The 17,067-nt window shown below is 45.3% G+C and carries 18 protein-coding genes; 8 read left to right on the plus strand and 10 right to left on the minus strand.

The genetic code is table 11. The features are described 5' to 3' along the window. Positions 1-9 precede the first annotated feature (9 nt). The 6 genes from QUB37_RS05885 to QUB37_RS05910 form a co-directional block, all read right to left on the minus strand. Complete coding sequence (locus tag QUB37_RS05885) at positions 10-246, minus strand: toxin-antitoxin (TA) system antitoxin (RefSeq protein WP_333160022.1); 237 nt, start codon at positions 244-246, stop codon at positions 10-12. 91 nt (positions 247-337) lie between these two features. Then, a complete protein-coding gene (locus tag QUB37_RS05890; protein ID WP_333103949.1) occupies positions 338-583 on the minus strand; it encodes an HNH endonuclease in 246 nt (81 codons plus the stop codon). A gap of 50 nt (positions 584-633) precedes the next feature. Then, positions 634-1,101: a KGK domain-containing protein gene (locus QUB37_RS05895; RefSeq protein ID WP_333160024.1), complete on the minus strand. Its 468-nt coding sequence runs from the start codon at positions 1,099-1,101 to the stop codon at positions 634-636. 47 nt (positions 1,102-1,148) lie between these two features. Beyond that, positions 1,149-1,337, minus strand: a complete 189-nt coding sequence (locus tag QUB37_RS05900; RefSeq protein ID WP_333160026.1) for a hypothetical protein — start codon at positions 1,335-1,337, stop codon at positions 1,149-1,151. An 85-nt stretch (positions 1,338-1,422) separates the two neighbouring features. Beyond that, positions 1,423-3,858: a dynamin-like GTPase family protein gene (locus QUB37_RS05905; protein ID WP_333160028.1), complete on the minus strand. Its 2,436-nt coding sequence runs from the start codon at positions 3,856-3,858 to the stop codon at positions 1,423-1,425. A gap of 405 nt (positions 3,859-4,263) precedes the next feature. After that, positions 4,264-5,460, minus strand: coding sequence for a J domain-containing protein (locus QUB37_RS05910; RefSeq protein WP_333160030.1), 1,197 nt, complete (start codon positions 5,458-5,460; stop codon positions 4,264-4,266). A 19-nt stretch (positions 5,461-5,479) separates the two neighbouring features. On the opposite strand from QUB37_RS05910, the gene QUB37_RS05915 reads away from it, so the two are divergent. After that, positions 5,480-5,617 (plus strand): hypothetical protein, encoded by a 138-nt coding sequence (locus tag QUB37_RS05915; RefSeq protein ID WP_333160032.1) that lies wholly within the window; start codon positions 5,480-5,482, stop codon positions 5,615-5,617. A 59-nt stretch (positions 5,618-5,676) separates the two neighbouring features. Here the strand turns inward: QUB37_RS05915 and QUB37_RS05920 are convergent, their stop codons facing one another. Then, positions 5,677-6,027 carry a four helix bundle protein gene (locus QUB37_RS05920; RefSeq protein ID WP_333160034.1) on the minus strand — a complete coding sequence of 117 codons (351 nt, stop codon included), beginning with the start codon at positions 6,025-6,027 and terminating at the stop codon, positions 5,677-5,679. A 182-nt stretch (positions 6,028-6,209) separates the two neighbouring features. After that, positions 6,210-8,354, minus strand: a complete 2,145-nt coding sequence (gene dnaK / locus QUB37_RS05925) for a molecular chaperone DnaK (protein WP_333160036.1) — start codon at positions 8,352-8,354, stop codon at positions 6,210-6,212. A gap of 55 nt (positions 8,355-8,409) precedes the next feature. Here dnaK and QUB37_RS05930 point away from each other — a divergent pair, with 55 nt between their 5' ends. From QUB37_RS05930 to QUB37_RS05950, 5 genes are all read left to right on the plus strand, one after another. Beyond that, positions 8,410-8,583 carry a hypothetical protein gene (locus QUB37_RS05930; protein ID WP_333160038.1) on the plus strand — a complete coding sequence of 58 codons (174 nt, stop codon included), beginning with the start codon at positions 8,410-8,412 and terminating at the stop codon, positions 8,581-8,583. 16 nt (positions 8,584-8,599) lie between these two features. Then, positions 8,600-8,830 (plus strand): hypothetical protein, encoded by a 231-nt coding sequence (locus tag QUB37_RS05935; RefSeq protein WP_333160040.1) that lies wholly within the window; start codon positions 8,600-8,602, stop codon positions 8,828-8,830. A 129-nt stretch (positions 8,831-8,959) separates the two neighbouring features. After that, a complete protein-coding gene (locus QUB37_RS05940) occupies positions 8,960-10,000 on the plus strand; it encodes a DUF6745 domain-containing protein (protein WP_333160042.1) in 1,041 nt (346 codons plus the stop codon). Positions 10,001-10,092: 92 nt separating this feature from the next. Further along, positions 10,093-11,181: an SPFH domain-containing protein gene (locus QUB37_RS05945; protein ID WP_333160044.1), complete on the plus strand. Its 1,089-nt coding sequence runs from the start codon at positions 10,093-10,095 to the stop codon at positions 11,179-11,181. A gap of 451 nt (positions 11,182-11,632) precedes the next feature. Then, complete coding sequence (locus tag QUB37_RS05950; protein ID WP_333160045.1) at positions 11,633-12,895, plus strand: hypothetical protein; 1,263 nt, start codon at positions 11,633-11,635, stop codon at positions 12,893-12,895. 79 nt (positions 12,896-12,974) lie between these two features. Here the strand turns inward: QUB37_RS05950 and QUB37_RS05955 are convergent, their stop codons facing one another. Continuing rightward, entirely contained in the window at positions 12,975-13,613 is a 639-nt protein-coding gene (locus QUB37_RS05955) for a restriction endonuclease subunit R (RefSeq protein ID WP_333160047.1), read from the minus strand. Positions 13,614-13,985: 372 nt separating this feature from the next. Between QUB37_RS05955 and pds the strand changes: the two genes are divergently transcribed. Both pds and crtB read left to right on the plus strand, forming a co-directional pair. Then, positions 13,986-15,359 (plus strand): 15-cis-phytoene desaturase, encoded by a 1,374-nt coding sequence (gene pds / locus QUB37_RS05960; RefSeq protein WP_333160049.1) that lies wholly within the window; start codon positions 13,986-13,988, stop codon positions 15,357-15,359. A gap of 91 nt (positions 15,360-15,450) precedes the next feature. Next, positions 15,451-16,380, plus strand: coding sequence for a 15-cis-phytoene synthase CrtB (gene crtB / locus QUB37_RS05965; RefSeq protein WP_333160051.1), 930 nt, complete (start codon positions 15,451-15,453; stop codon positions 16,378-16,380). 154 nt (positions 16,381-16,534) lie between these two features. Here the strand turns inward: crtB and QUB37_RS05970 are convergent, their stop codons facing one another. Next, on the minus strand, positions 16,535-17,032 hold the full coding sequence (locus tag QUB37_RS05970; protein WP_333160053.1) for a hypothetical protein: 498 nt from the start codon (positions 17,030-17,032) through the stop codon (positions 16,535-16,537). Positions 17,033-17,067 lie beyond the last annotated feature (35 nt).

Consider the following 17,067-nt stretch of genomic DNA (forward strand, 5'->3'; position numbering starts at 1 on the left):
GCAGTAATTTCATAGATTCCCTGTCCAAAATTCGTCTGGTAACGGTTCATCAAAATCATTACTTGTCCAGATTGCTCCTGCGTGTAATCCTGCTGTACGCTGCTTAGTTAGGGATGCGATCGGCGCTAAACGGACAAGGGGAATTCCACCTTCTGTGAGAACAACCTCTATGCCTTTAAGTGCTAGAGATAATAACTCTTTCAAATTTGTCTGTGCTTCTTGCACGTCTACTGTTTTTGTCACCATTGCAGTTATCCAAGCTAGGGATTAAAAGTGCGATCGAACAGAGGTTAGCAATTTCAATTTTAAATTGCTGATTTTATTATACTGTTAAATATCAAAGGTCAAAGTGACGGCGGAAGCGGGGGTCGAGTTTGTCTGTTTTCTTTTGGTTGCAGGCGCTGCAGAGGGTTTGCAAGTTGCTGATGTCGTTGCTGCCGCCGCGCGCTAGGGGGATGATATGATCGATCGTCAGTTGGGTTTCTAGCTTGGTTTGGCCGCAGCTTTGGCATTGGTATTTATTGCGAGTAAATACATATTTTCTGACTTCTGGGGGAATGGGAATTCTTGGGGTTTTAGACATGATGATATTTAACCGCAGATGAACGCGAATTAACGCGGATGTTTGATTGATTAGCTGGGTGAGTTTTCTTGATTGAGAAGTTGGCGGCGCAAATCATCGAGGGGGGAGTCGGGTTTGCTAGTTTCTGACTCGTTGTTTTCTGGTGTTTCTTCAACGTCTGGTTCGTCGGGGCAAAACTCTATGGTGACATTGAGTTTGAGCTTCATCTTTCCTTTCTTCCAGCCCTGAGCACCCACTCTGAGAATTTCACAATCTATACCTTCACCAAACCAGTTCTCATAAGCATTAGGTTGTTCGTCAGTATTTGAACCTACATAAATGTAGAGTTTTTGTTGACTCAACAAGTGAGTGAGTTTCTCTCCTAACCCATATTCAGGCAAAACTCCATTTACTGTTTCCTTGAGTTTTTCTACTTTAAGCATTGCGTTACCGAAAGATAAAGCATCATCATTACCGCAGTTGTGAAAATCAAATTTATCTTCCATATTGATATCTAACCTAATAGGTTTTTTAGCCATGATTTTTAACCGCAGATGAACACGAATGAACGCGGATTTTGGAGGGTTCAGTCTGCAAATAGTTCGTCATAAATGTCATTTTCCGCGCTCAGCCAATCTTGATAAGCTTGGGATACAAGCATCGGTTGAACAGATGCTTTTCCACTTTTAAAGAATAGGGCTAGGTTCAGAAGTGTTTCTAACTTATCATCGGGAAGTTGTTCGATTATTGTTAGAAGTTTTGGGCGAATGTTCATAGGATTAAAGTCGCTCTTTGTTGGCTATTATAGCACAATAAACAGAATAAATAGACCGGGCGAATTCTATTCGCCCGCCTTTTAATCATTCACCATCCACCGAAACGCTATCATTTTGTGCAATTACAGGCAACAAATGCTCGTGCAACTTCATCGCCTGCAAACAACTATTAATCCCCGAAACAGCCCGATCATACTCTTGAATCTTTTGCTCATTCTCAGCTTGCCGCCGCAGGTTTCCAGCAATCTTTTCCTCCGCTTCCTGTGCCAAAGTTTGCTCCAAATAATCGCGGGCTTGACTGTATTTCTGCAAAATATCATCAGCTTGCTTTTGGGCCAGCGGCAACAAATGCTCTTTCAGGGTTTGGTTGACAGTTTGGCGGAAAGTTTGCCGAATAGTTCTAGATACTTTCGGCTCGAAATCTAGCCGCAATAATTGCCGAATTGCTGGTTGGGCGTCCACCATATTTTCGCAATCGAAACCTTGAGAAGTTTGCTGCAAAGTTTCCCGGAATTGATAAATCGAAAATGTGCCTTCGTCGTAAAAACGGGGACTTTCTCGCACGTAGCGATCGCACTCAACGCCCGCCGCATTTACCAAAGCATCAGAAACCCGCTTTGATAACTCCTCTAACTGCTGTTCAATGCCCCCATCATTCCCCAACAACCGATAGAGTAATCGGTAGTATTCCGACTTACGAACGCTATCTTTCAAATACTGGAAATAATTATCAACCAGTGATTTAGTAGCCTCTACTAAAATATCTTCCAACTGATTTGCTAAATAATAAAGCGCTTCAACTAAAACAGCAATTAAAGGTGCTGTAGCATTGCGGGGATGATTGCGTAAAGTACGTCCGTAAGCCGCCTCAACAGAAAATCCGTCTAACAATTCATCCAAGCGCCGGATCATCCGAGATTGCAGTTGCCGAAAGTCTATATCGAAAATATCGCATCTGTTCATAATCATTTCATTGACTTCTTCGGCGATATGTTCCCGAAAATCCTGTCCGACTTGCTGCAATTCTTGATTTAGTCGCAGAAGTTCCTGTGCTTTCATCGCTTCAATTTCGCGGGGCTGGCTGTCCAAATTCCGCTGAATTGTTTGGTAATGTTTCCGCAGTTGAATGCACAAGTCTTCTAAGTCGTCAGCGAGATTTTTGAACAGTTGCGGGCGTTTTTCTTCTGTGAGGTAACGGGTGATGGCTGTGCGAAAATCTTCGATGCCGCTATCTTGAATTAATTGAGAAATTAATGGTTGTCCTTGCTCTGCAAGAATTCGCACGTAGTTTTCATTTGGTGTTTCGTAGCTGTTCACTGAAATCCGAAATTTGCTCGGAGATAGCTTTCCCGAATTCGCACAGTAACGATTAAATTCACTAACAAATTGCGGAGTTTCTTCACTATTACCGAGCAATTCTGAATCTAATTTATCATCTCCAGAAGCTCGCCCTTGACTGGTGGCAAAGATTGTATTTAAACCAAAGCGATCGCGCCCTGTTGTCCCTCGAATCAAACTTCCGTAAAATCCCAACAATCCGCTAGTTTTGTAAACTCTCGCAGTATCGCGAAAGTCGGAATTAATCAGATTTTCTAAGCGCTGTCGCAGTTGCGTGTTGTACCAAGTTTCGTCAATGCGGTTAAAAATGTAAAACAGTCGATCGCGAATTCCCGGATTTCCCCGTGTTTTTTCCATCAACTCGGTTTCTTCCGTCGTCATTTCCCCAGACGAAGCCGCTTTCAAAACGCACACAACCGCCGAAGTATCCGGGCTTTCAATCTTATCATAAGTCAATTCCGCATCCCGCTGCACCGGTGCATCAATTCCCGGCGTATCGATAATAATATTGCCATCTTGCAGCAGCGGATGATAACAGTAATATTCAACTCGCTTGAGTACAGCACTGTTACTACCGCGACGGGCATAACTAGCAGCTTCCTTAAGATTGGAAAAGTTAAACTGTTCCATCGAGTAGGTAGCGTTTTCGAGAGTTTGGATGCGATCGCGATTTGCCTCAAACCCTTCTAAAAGCAGCATCAAAGCCTTAGCTTTTTTGGCTAACTCGGATTTATTTTCGCCGCCTTCCGTTTCAATAATTATGTTACATCCCTGAGACAACAGCGACACTACATCTGTTTGATTAATATTAAGTTCAGTAGCTAAACCTAACTGATGGCAAAGCACAGAAGCTTGCTGGCTAATCTCAAACTCGCTCAAAAAAGTGAGAACAACGCGCTCTTTTTCCGGCTCAGCAAAGGCGATATAACATTCAGTACCAGTCGCGTGTCCTTCTGCACTGTAGAGCAATTCCCGCTCCAACAAAGCATTAATTAACATAGATTTTCCCGCACTGAAAGCGCCAGCAAACACAATTTCAAACTCAGGAGAAATTGCTTTTTTCAGAGAAGCTTGTACCGCCGTGATATCTTGTTGTCGCAAAGACGATTCCTGACGCAGCAGTTGCACTAAAGAATCAACTTGCTCTTGCAGATTTGTGCATTGAGGGGGCATTTGAGTCATCGCGGCAGACTGCTCCTGATTGTGGGAAAATTACCTTATTGTTAATTCTCTGCTAGTTCAGGAATAATAACAACAGTAATTTTACTTATGCGATCCAGGATTGCTGAAAGTGCGATCCTCTTCGAGGGCTGCGCTAACGGCTATTCTGGCGACAAATCCTATCGTTTATGGTTGTTTCGGAAGGGTTAAACCACTCTTAATGCAGAGGGCGCACAGGAAGAGAAACGAGAGATGAATAATTACGATACCCACGGATTTGATATCATCTCTTTACAGGCAAGTGGCTAAATCTGATATGTCAGTAAAATTTAGCCAAGCATCTCCTAATTTTTCGTACACAATTAGTAGTAAGGCGCGCATTATTGCGCTCCTACAAAATTCAACTGGCGCATTGCGTACTCTACATTAAACCGATAAATCTTGACGGGGTTTAAAAGTCTCAATCTGCCGCAACTTTTCGTATAATTCCCGTTCCTCCTCGCTAATTTCCTTGGGAATTAACACCTGAATTTCTACCAATTGATCGCCCCGATCGCCATTTCCTGTCGGATAGCCCTTGTTAGCCAGCCGCAAACGCTTTCCAGACGTTACTCCGGGTGGCAATTTCATCTTTACCAGGCCATCCAGCGTCGGTACTTCAATATCTCCGCCTAACACCGCTTCGCTGGGAGTCAGTGGCAATTCGCAGCAAATATCCGACATTTCCAATCGAAAAAATGGATGGGGAGAAACCGTGATTTTCAAATATAAATCCCCGCCGCCCATACCTTGATTTCGCAAGCGAATCCGCTGGCCTGATACCATAGCAGGAGGCAGAGTCACCTCGATCGCTCGCCCATCTTCCAGACGAATTCGCTCGGTACCGCCCGAATAAGCCCTTTCCAAAGGCAGAGTTAGTCTGGCCTCAATGTCTCTTCTGGGTTCGCGATCGACTGTTTCCCTAGTTTCCCGTCGCATTTCGCGATCGACTGCTTCCCGTCGAATTTCGCGATCTTCCGCATCCCTTCTGGCTTCGCGATCGACTATATCCCTTCTGATTTCGCGATCGACTATCTCCCGTCGCATTTCGCGATCGACTGTTTCCCGTCGAATTTCGCGATCGTCCACATCCCTTCTATCTTCCCTAGAATTAGCTACATAACTCGTTCTTTTAGAAGCCGTATTCCACGGTTCATAGGAGGCTGCTCGCGGTGCATCATTGGCGGTCGCCATCCTCACTTCCCGGCGCCTTCCGAGCACTTGATCGAGAAATTTATTAAAATCGGAGTAATCGCTAAAATCGACCTCTTCGCCCGGTTTTTTGCGGGTAGCTTTACCGTTTCCCCAAGTTTTGAAATTGGGAAGTCGCACCCCTTGCTTGCCTTGAAATCCCTTTTGTTTCCAGAATTTACTAAACTGATCGTATTGAGCTCGCTTGTCAATATCGGAAAGAATATCGTAAGCTTCATTAATATCCTTAAACCTATCTTCAGCAGATTTATCCCCCGGATTTACGTCAGGGTGCAACTGTCTGGCTAGCCGTCGATAGGCTTTCTTAATCTCATCAGCCGTGGCCTCTTTGGGCACTCCCAAAATTAGATAGTAATTGCGAAAATTCTGCATAGTTAGAGAAGGAAGAAGGATGAAGGATGAAGGAAGAAGGATGAGGGAAGAAGGAAGAAGGAAGAAGGATGAGGGATTAAGGATGAGGGATGAAGGAAGAAGGATGAGGGAAGAAGGAAGAAGGAAGAAGGATGAGGGATTAAGGATGAGGGATTAAGGAAGAAGGAAGAAGGATGAGGGATTAAGGAAGAAGGATGAGGGATTAAGGATGAGGTTTTATCCTTGTAGTTTGTTGATTGTACTGACAATTAATCGCGTGAGTTCATCTGCTTCTTTTATAACTGGTGAGATTTTTTCTGGTGCTGCTAACCCTACTCTTTCAGAAATCACTAGATGAGTATCCAGTTCTCTGAGCGAACCGAGAGCTATTCGCAAATATCGAATATACTCTTGTCTAGTAACACGCCCATATCCCTCTGCAATGTTAGCTGGTACTGATACAGATGCACGGCGAATTTGACTGGTAATACCATAAATTTCAGACGAATGAAAACATTTAGTTAATTCGTAGCAAAGTTGACAAAGATAAATACCCCGCTGCCCGATGTATTGTTCTCTATGGGTCATACCACATAATTTTCTCCTTACTTATCATAGTAATCTTTATCTAATTCAAAGAAGTCTAGTCTAGGAGAGAAGAAAGAAAGGAATCCAGAAGAATTAGGAAAAGAGCAGTCACACATTCTCTGCTGAAAATCCGCTATTTTCCTTCTTCCTTCTTCCCTCTTCCTTCTTCCTTCTTCCTTCAATTACAGCCAATCGTCGTCATCATCCCAATCGTCGCTTTGATTTTGATAAGGGCGACTCGGTCGATTAGCACTGCTTCTACGATCGCCCATACGATCGCCCATACGATCGCCCATACGATCGCCCATTCGATCGCCCATTCGATCGTTCATACGATCGCCCATTCGATCGCCGGTGCGATCATAGGGGCGATCGGGAATTGGATCGACAGTCGATCGCCTGTACGGTTTAGCATTGGTATAATAGCTGCTATCATCGCTGCGCCGCTTGGTACCGTCGCCCGTAAAAGTCCGCTTCACAGACTCAAAGAAATCATCATCATCGTCATCATCAGCAAAAGCTGAAACTTCCCGGCTCAAATCGTAAAGAGCATCTTGCAAATCCGAACCAACTTGGTCAACTCCGCGCTCATCATTGCGTTCCAAACTGTCTCGCAATTCCCGAATTAAAGTTTCAATTCGCTGGCGACTTCTTTGAGCAAACTGCATTCCGCGATCGAGCGCCACCTCTCGCAACTGCCGCTCCGCTTGATAAGCTAAAGCTTCAGCGCGATTGCGTTTTTCTACCCTTTCCCGCTGCAACTTATCAGCTTGAGCAAACTGTTCCGCATCGCGAATCATTTGATTCACTTCCTGCTGAGTCAGCGTCGAAGCACCTTGCACAGTAATGCTTTGTTCCCTGCCGGTAGTTTTATCCAAAGCAGTCACCAACAGCATCCCGTTAGCATCAATATCAAAAGCTACTTGCACCTGCGGAATCCCTCGCGGTGCCGGCGGAATTCCAGTTAGTTTAAACCGTCCCAAAGACTTATTATCTCTGCCTAATTCGCGTTCCCCTTGGATCACGTGAATTTCTACCACAGTTTGGTTGTTTTCAGCAGTAGAAAAAATGTCCGATCGCCTGACGGGAATAGTAGTATTCCGAGGAATCAGTTTTTTCATCACCCCGCCGATAGTTTCCAAACCCAGCGACAGTGGCGTCACATCCAACAACAGCACATCCCGGACCTCGCCTCCCAAAATACCCGCCTGAATTGCTGCTCCCACGGCCACAACTTCATCGGGATTCACATTTTGATTCGGCTCTTTATCAATCAAGTTGCGAACAACTTCCTGCACCAAAGGAATGCGAGTCGAACCGCCGACTAGCACAACTTCATCAATGCGAGAAGGACTCAAACTTGCATCAGCCAAAGCTTGTTTGACTGGCCGCCGCAACCGCTGCACCAAATCTGTGCACAGTCCCTCAAATTGACCGCGAGTTAGTCGCGTTTCCAAATGCAAAGGCCCATCTTCATTCGCATCGATAAACGGCAAATTAATCTCCGTAACACCGACTCCCGACAGCTCAATCTTGGCTTTTTCTGCCGCTTCGATCAAGCGCTGCAAAGCTTGCCGGTTGCGTCGCAAATCAATTCCTTCTTTTTCTAAGAATTGTTCTGCCAACCAGTCAACAATTTTAGAGTCAAAATCATTGCCACCTAATTGAGTGTCGCCGCTAGTTGCTTTAACTTCAAATACTCCGTCTCCCACGTCTAAAATCGACACATCAAAAGTACCGCCGCCCAAATCAAACACTAAAATAGTTTGACTTTCTCGCCTCTCCAAACCGTAAGCCAAAGAAGCCGCCGTCGGCTCATTTAAAATCCGTTTGACATCAAGTCCGGCAATTCGTCCAGCATCCCGCGTCGCCTGTCGCTGCGAGTCGTTGAAATAAGCCGGAACAGTAATTACAGCCCCCGTCACCTCTTGTCCCAGATAGCGGCTGGCTTCATCTGCGAGTTTCCGCAAAACCATCGCCGAAATTTCCTCTGGGGCAAAATCTTTTTTCAGGCGGGGACACTTGATTTTGATGTTCCCGTTTTCGTCGCGGCGAGTTGTGTAAGGGACGCGCTTTGATTCTGGAGTCAGTTCGGTATATTTGCGTCCGATGTACCGCTTGACGGCGTAAAAGGTGTTTTGCGGGTTGAGAACAGTCTGGCGTCGGGCCATCTGTCCCACCAGGCGTTCTCCTTCCTTTGTGAAAGCGACTACCGAGGGAGTTGTCCGCATCCCTTCTGCATTGGCAATCACAACCGGTTTGCCGCCTTCCATGACGGCTACTACTGAGTTTGTTGTTCCGAGGTCAATGCCAACTACTTTACCCATGCGTCTGTTGTCTCCTGTGGCGTTGTGTGTAACTTTTTCAATATAAGCGTTAAGTATGATTGCACTTATTGTACCGCGTCGAGAAGCGGGGGCTGCGGGGGGATTGCCTCACTTTGGTCAAGTGGCTGGGGTTGGCTGGGTACGATCGACCTTTTTTCCATACGGTTTGGCGCAGCAACCGAGAAGCAAATTGATTAGAATGGAGAGCAAAAGTTATACCTATCATTAACATAGAGGTAGCCTGAATGACCGGATTAGAAGTATTGCAGTCAGTTGAGTTTCTCAATCTAAAAGGCAAACAAGTTGCTGTTTTAGATGTCGAAAATTGGCAAGCACTCATCGAATGGTTAGAGACTTTAGAAGATTTGCAAATTTCCAAACAAGCATTAAATGAGTTAAAAGCTGCTGGTGGAAATCGCGATCGTGCCGGTTGGCTGGATTGGGAAGCTGTTAAAGATAAGTGGGATGAAGATTGATGTTATTACAATTAGGAGTTACGCACTGGTGGTCAGAAACCGGTTTTTTTTACGAAAATCTTTCGCACTCACCCACAGATTCGGTAAAAAACCCGGTTTCTTTGGCATAATCTATTTTAGAGGATAGCGATGAGTGAAAAACTTACTCCCGAACAAGAAGATTTAATGCTAGTTAATGATAAAAAGTGGTGGGAAATCATGTACTCCACTGAGCCGATAGATCGCCAAAAAGCAGCAGAGGCAGTTAAACAAGCTTACCTTGTAATTGGCGAAAAAGAACCGGAAATTATTTTTTGCCACAGCCCCTATGAAGCTGTAAATCTTGTTCTTCGCTGCAAATCTATTACTCAGCTAGACGAAGAATTTGGAGTTAATCTGGTCGATAGATTTACAGAGAAACTGTACAGTAAGACTTTGGATTCTATAATGGCACAGGCTTCAAGTAAGTTGTCTTACCAGCTTTACCGGGAATCATGGATGAGTTTTTCGGATATTTTTAAGAAACTATTAGAATCTATTTTTTGTAATGAACCATTTCACTATAATGAGGATTATGAGTTTCTAGATTATATAATATGGGCAGAACTTGCTGCACGTTGTGACTTCTGCTTCTCCGTCTTAAAGTGCAAATACAACCCCATAAAGTGGCAAGCGCTTCAATCTTTGACAACTCAATGCGGCTGGATTTTTACCTATGAAAAAGTTGGCATTGTGTGCGATCGCCCCCGCATCCTCTCTTTCGACTCCCAACACCGCCTCCACGCCGAAGGAGGGCCCGCAATTCAATTTTCTGACGGATACAGCATTTATTCCTATCACGGCGTCACCTTACCCGAAAAATACGGAAAACTGCACCCCCATGAATGGCAATCTCAATGGGTTTTAGAGGAAGAAAACGCCGAAATCAGGCGAGTGCTAATTCAAGGAATTGGTTACGATCGCATAGCCCGCGAATTAGCAGCCGTTGAATTAGATACTTGGCAAGAATACACGTTATTAAAAATTGATACAAAGGTTGACGTGGAGCCGATTTATCTGTTAAAGATGACTTGTCCCAGCACCGGATTTATTCACGCTTTGCGAGTCCCGCCCGATATCAACTCAGCCAGAGAAGCGATTAAATGGGTGAATTGGGGAGTCGATTATGAGAATTTTTCAGTACAAACTTGAATTGCAACAAACAGTAAAACTTTACAATGGCGATCGGGAACATCGATCGCTCCTCTTGAAGCTAAAATCAAACAACAACCCAAAATAAATCTATGGGACTCTTTGACAAGATTCGCGGCGAATTTGTCGATATCATCGAATGGTTAGACAATACCAGCGACACCATTGCCTATCGATTCGAGCGTCACCAAAAGGAAATTAAACAAGGTGCTAAACTAACTGTACGACCAGGACAAAGAGCAGTCTTTGTCAGCGAAGGCCAAGTTGCCGATGTCTTCGCTCCGGGAATGCACGAACTGTACACCCGCAACTTACCCATTCTCAGCACTTTAAAAGGTTGGCCCTACGGTTTCAACTCTCCCTTCAAAGCAGAAGTCTACTTTTTTAACACCAAAATATTTACAAACCTGAGATGGGGAACCTCTAACCCTGTAATTATCCGCGATCCAGAACTCGGCCCAGTGCGAATGCGGGCTTTTGGCACATACAACATTAAAGTTTCCCATCCAGAACAACTCTTAAAACAACTAATCAGCACTGACGGACTATTTCAAGTAAATGAAATCAGCGATCAACTCCGCAATACAATAGTCAGTGCCTTTGCTAATTGGGTTGGCAATTCCCGCGTTCCCCTGCTAGACTTTGCAGCCAACTACACGCAGATGGGCGAACAGGTACGAGTTGCCATAGAGCCAAGTATCCAGCAGTTTGGGTTAGAGTTAACTCAGCTATTAATTGAAAATATTTCGATGCCGCCTGAAGTTGAAGAAGCACTCGACAAACGAGCCTCAATCGGACTTCTGGGAAATATGCAGCAATATACCCAATATCAAGCTGCTAACGCTATAGAAGCCTCAGCAAATAACCCTAGCGGCGGCAATCAAGCATTAGAATTTGGCATGGGAATGGCACTAGGTCAGCAAATGACAAATATGATGCAGTCACCAGCATCGCAAACTCCGCCACCACCTCCCCCGCCAACACAAACTCAGTGGTATATTGCCCAAAATGGTCAACAATTAGGCCCTTTTGGATTGGAGCAACTTTTGCAAAATGGTTTGACACATCAGGTAATGGTGTGGCGTGCGGGTTTTGACGGCTGGAAGTTGGCATCGCAAGTGCCGGAATTAGCATCTTTGTTGGCGACTGTACCGCCGCCTCCCCCGCCAGCCGCGGCATAAAATTTTGCATATTTAGTTAATTGGTAATTGGCAATTGATCTGCTTTCCAAATTACCAGTTACCAATTACATCACCAATTAACCATTTTGACATCCACCCCGACCGTCGCGGACGGGGATTCCCAAACCTCACGATTTGAATTTCTGCTTCTTCGCAACTGCCTCCACCCTAAAAGAGATTTGGTCTTATGTTCGCTCCACAGACTAACCCCGCAAGCCCTGCGGTTTTTACGTATCGAATACCAAACGGAATTCTTCGTAGTTTTGATTCTAGGGATGTTTACCATTGCCCTATCCTCTTTTCCCGGTCTACCGATTTTGCTTCGCCGCCAGCACAAGGCTGAACTTCGCTCGTATAGGCTGTTTGATCCATCGTCTCGGGTGGGTCGCTGACCAATTATATTGTAATATAAAGCCGTCCTAAAAGGACGAGGTTTCTACCCAATTTTCTGATGAATACTTCGGAACCTGCTGTTAAACGTTTTCCCTGTCCTAGCTGCGGGGCTTATTTAGAGTTCAACCCCCAAGCAGGAAAGCTCAAGTGTGCTTACTGCGGCTGGGAAGATGCAATTCCCCAAACTGCTGAAGAGGTAAAAGAAAATTCTTACGAACAATATCTACAATTCGACGAAACAACGCTGACAACTTTATCAACAACAGCCCTTGAGGTAAAATGCAATGATTGCGGAGCAAGTGTTACTTTTGAACCGCCGAAAGTAGCGGGTAGATGCCCATTTTGTGCTTCTCCAATTGTGACGCAACCTGCAAAAGCTAGCCCTAGTGTGCAACCAGAGGGAATTGTTCCTTTTGAAGTTAGTGATAAACAGGCCAGAGAAAGCATTCAGAAGTGGCTCAGCAATCGCTGGTTTGCTCCTTCTGCTTTGAAATCCCTAGCGCAACAGGAGAAAATTCAAGGGGTTTATTTGCCGTTTTGGACTTACGACACTTATACGGTTAGTTACTATCAAGGTTCTCGCGGAGAACACTACTACGTAACTGAAACTTATACGGAAACAAACTCGCAGGGCGAAACAGAAACTAAAACTCGCGAAGTCCAACATACCAGGTGGTGGCCTGCTTCTGGGAAAGTCGATCGCTTTTTTGACGATATTCTGATTCCCGCTACAAGTTCGATCGATCGCCCGCGTCTGGATGCCTTAGAACCTTGGCATCTCAAGGAGTCACTGCGCGCTTACAATTCATCTTATTTAGCTGGGTTTGAAGCGCAGCGATCGCAAGTTTCTCTCACTCAAGGGTTTGAATCTGCTAAAAATGTCATGGCCGGTACTATTCATTTCGATGTTTGCAGGAATATTGGTGGCGACGAGCAGCGGGTTCACAGCATTTCCACGGATTACAATGCTATCACTTTTAAGCATATTTTGCTACCTGTGTGGCTGTGCGCCTATCGCTATCAAAACCAGCGATATCAAGTAATGGTTAATGCACGCACCGCTGAAGTTCAAGGCGAACGTCCCTACAGTGTTTGGAAAATTACTGCTGCTGTTGTTAGCGGCGTCGTGCTTGCGGGTGTTATGTACCTATTGTTTACTGGTAATTGGAAATATATCCGTGTTCCCGGTGTGCCTCAACCGCAACCCCAACCAACTTCCCTACCTGTACCTAGCCAAAGTTTACCGCCAGTTCCTATTCCCTCTACCGCGCCTGTACCGAACAAAAAATTACCGCCAGCACCTATTCCCTCTTCTAATTAGTTCATTCTTCCTTTTTTATTGAAACGAAGTACAACCGCATCTCTGAGCGATCGCCCTCACAGAAGAGTGCGATCGCTTTCTAAACTGTATTGCCAACATTCAACTGACCGAGGCGCTTCAAAATACTCAGCACGCTGTACAAATCATTCCCCGGATTGAACATAGAAAACCAGCGAGAAAAAGCGTACTGCGGTGTTTCCCGCTTAACTAACTTGACAAATAGAAAATCTGCCCCATTCATTAACAATCCGTAAGTAGATCGATCGGCACTCAGATTCGCTAACATATAAGCCAGTAACTGCGGAATCCCGACCTCCAAAGAAAACGCAGCCTTCTTGGACTCGATCACCACTACCCAAAACTCCTGAAACAAAGCCAAAACATCCAACTGTCCTCTGACAATCATTCCTTCATCTTCGTCAATAATTTCTACAGACTTTTCTGAAGTAACATGAAAAGGAGCAAGATAGAAATCAGCTAAATCCCAAAACGGAGACAGCACAACCATTTTGACTGTATTTTCTACAAGTGGCGGATGTTTGAGCAAATTCCTGTAACTTGCCTTCACTCTGTCCAGCCGCTGTTTCTCAGCTTCCGAGATTTCTGGTAAATCATCTTGCCACTCGCGAAAGAATTGGTCATCTTCAACCCACTCAATTTTGAATTGGGTTTCCAAATCGTTTAGTGCGACATTTCTAGCTTGAATTGTTTGTACCATAAATGCAACTAATTTATTGAAATTCGCCTCATAATTAATGATAGCAAAACTTGCTAAATTTCTGTTAATTGCGTTTCCTAGTGCCGTATGCCCTAAGAAACGCAATTAAGGTCAGACCCGCAGTCCGGCAAGTCCGGCAAGGGTTGAAACCCCTGCCTCAAAGCTAAAGTCCTATAAAAGAGGAATGAAGAACTCATTAGTCTTCTTTCAGAGGACTTGCGCTATGAGACAGGGACTTTCAGTCCCTGGCGGACTTTCGTGCTAAGCCGATACCTCCAAGCACAGCCGTGTCCCTACAGATTTCCCAAAAAAATGTAACGAGTTGTAAAGTATAATTAAACCGAAGCGAACACAGAGGCCAAGTAGTATCAAATGCGAGTTGCGATCGCCGGAGCAGGCTTAGCAGGACTTTCCTGCGCTAAATATCTTACCGACGCGGGCCACACCCCCATCCTCCTAGAAAGTCGGGACGTACTCGGCGGCAAAGTCGCCGCCTGGAAAGATGCAGACGGCGACTGGTACGAAACCGGCCTCCACATCTTCTTCGGTGCATACCCGAATATGCTCCAACTCTTCAAAGAACTTGACATCGAAGACCGGCTGCAATGGAAAGAGCACTCGATGATTTTCAATCAGCCGGAAACCCCCGGAACCTATTCCCGCTTTGACTTTCCCGACCTTCCGGCTCCCTTCAACGGCGTCGCAGCCATCCTGAGCAATAACGATATGCTCACCTGGCCCGAAAAAATCCGCTTTGGTATAGGTTTGATTCCGGCGATGCTTCAGGGTCAAAAATACGTCGAAGCAATGGACAAATACTCGTTTTCCGACTGGCTGAAAAAGCAAAACGTCCCCCCCAGAGTCGAAAAAGAAGTATTCATCGCCATGTCCAAGGCGCTCAATTTCATTGACCCCCACGAAATATCTGCAACCATACTCCTGACAGCCCTCAACCGCTTCCTGCAAGAGAAAAATGGCTCGAAAATGGCTTTTTTAGACGGTTCCCCCACAGAAAGGTTGTGTCAGCCGATGGTAGACTACATAACTGAGCGCGGCGGTGAAGTACGGCTGAATGCACCTATCGGGGAGTTTTTGCTCAACGATGACAACACGGTGCGTGGCTTCCAGATTCGGGGAGTAAAAGGGGCAGAGTCAGAAATTCTGACGGCCGATATTTACGTTTCTGCGATGCCGGTTGACCCGCTCAAGTTAATGATGCCGAAACCTTGGGGCGAAATGGATTATTTCAAACAGCTCGAAGGTTTGGAGGGAGTACCCGTCATTAATGTACACTTGTGGTTCGATCGCAAATTAACTGACATCGACCATTTGCTGTTCTCGCGATCGCCCTTGCTGAGCGTCTACGCCGACATGAGCAACACCTGCCGCGAATATGCCAACCCAGACAAATCAATGCTGGAACTGGTTTTAGCACCGGCCAAAGACTGGATAGGCAAATCTGACGAAGATATCGTCGCAGCCACAATGGTCGAGTTAGAAAAACTCTTTCCCGATCAAATCCCAGAACCAGCCAAACTGCTCAAATATCACGTAGTCAAAACCCCTCGTTCCGTCTACAAAGCCACTCCCGGACGCCAGCAGTGCCGTCCCACACAAACAACTCCCATTAGCAATTTCTATCTAACGGGGGATTATACAATGCAGCGTTATCTTGCGAGTATGGAAGGTGCCGTGCTTTCTGGTAAGCTGACAGCGCAGGCTATTTCAACGGCCAATAACCAATGAAAAATTAAGAATTTTTCATAAAGACGTAAAAAATCTCCCGTTTTCTAAACGGGGGAATGTCAGTTCTAATCTTTAAATTTCTTATTCTCGGATGCTGCAACTGTCAAAACTCCAGTGCATGAGAACTCTGGCTTCTGTGGATGACTCTTACGAACTGTGCCGCCAAGTCACGGCGAGTTATGCCAAAAATTTTTATTTAGGCACTCAACTCATGCCCGAAGCGAAGCGTCGGGCGATTTGGGCGATTTACGTCTGGTGCCGCCGCACCGACGAACTCGTAGACGGGCCGGGTTCTGATGCAACGACCCCTGAAACCCTCAATCTGTGGGAAAAACGCCTAGAATCTGTGTTTGCCGGCCATCCTCACGACGACTACGACGTAGCGTTGGTGGATACGCTGTCTCGTTTCCCGATCGACATTGGGCCGTTTCGAGAGATGATTGCGGGCCAGCAAATGGACTTGTACCGCAGCCGCTACGAAACTTTTGAAGAGCTCAATCTTTACTGTTATCGAGTAGCGGGTACTGTAGGGCTGATGTCGATGTCTGTCATGGGTGTAGGCGAATCGAGCTCCGCTGCTAACTGGAATTGGCACTGGGGGAATAGAATTCCCAAAGAAGAAGCCATCTCCCTCGGTATTGCCAAGCAGTTGACTAATATTCTGCGCGATGTTGGAGAAGACGCCCGCCGCGGCCGCATTTACATTCCCTTAGAAGACTTAGCCTTGTTTAACTACACCGAAGAAGATTTATTCAACGGTGTAATTGACAACCGCTGGCGGGAATTGATGCGGTTTCAAATTCAGCGAGCTCGCAAATTATACGCCAGCGCCGAGCCCGGAATAAAAGTGCTCAGTCCCGATATTCGCTGGACTGTTTGGGCGGCTACAATGCTGTACAGCAGAATCTTAAATGCGATCGAACGCAATCAGTACGATGTTTTCCAGAAGCGGGCTTACGTTACCAATTCTCAGAAACTGCTGTGTCTCCCCGCTGCTTGGCTGAAGTCAAAAGTGCTTTAACCGCAGGCAATTTTGCTGGCGATTCGGCAACGGGTAAGGGGTATTTGTCAAGTTACAAATTATATGATGTCCAGCAAATTGCATATTAGGTTTGTAGGGACGCGCTAGTGCCGTGTCCCTAAGTTTGGTGTGTTAATTTAAGTCAAATTATAAGTCAAATTAGTGGAGTAGCGGGCGGAATAGGCAATTGGGCGATCGAACTTTCCAACAATTGCTTTTCCTGCTGGAGTTTTGCTTCTAAATTTTGAATTTGTTCTCGGCGGGCTTCAACTTCAATCAAGCGGCGAGACAATTCTTGACTTTGCAAAGTGAGAGATTGCCGCCAATCTTCTGCTTTCTGGGCTTCTTGCTGCAAAAAATCGGGAGTAAAGCCTGTTGTTAAATATTTCTCTACTAATTGTAGTACCCAATTTGTAGCTGCTTGAATATGCAAAACCTGGCTATTTTCGTCAACAGTTGCTAATACTAAAATCCCTTCATTTAAAACATTCGTTGCAGAGTTAATTGGATTTTGAGCAAAATCTTTCTGTAATGTCAAGAAACTTTGTTCACTAAGAATAGCCCAAGTATCATCAGAATTTTGGCAAGCCAGCAATTGCAGACTTATCTCGCCTAAAATTTCCTGATTTTGTACTTGGGCTAAATATAACATAAGGGTAATTAGTTATTAGTTATTAGTTATTTGTT

This window comes from Microcoleus sp. AT3-A2 (assembly GCF_036705685.1).
Classification (GTDB): domain Bacteria; phylum Cyanobacteriota; class Cyanobacteriia; order Cyanobacteriales; family Microcoleaceae; genus Microcoleus.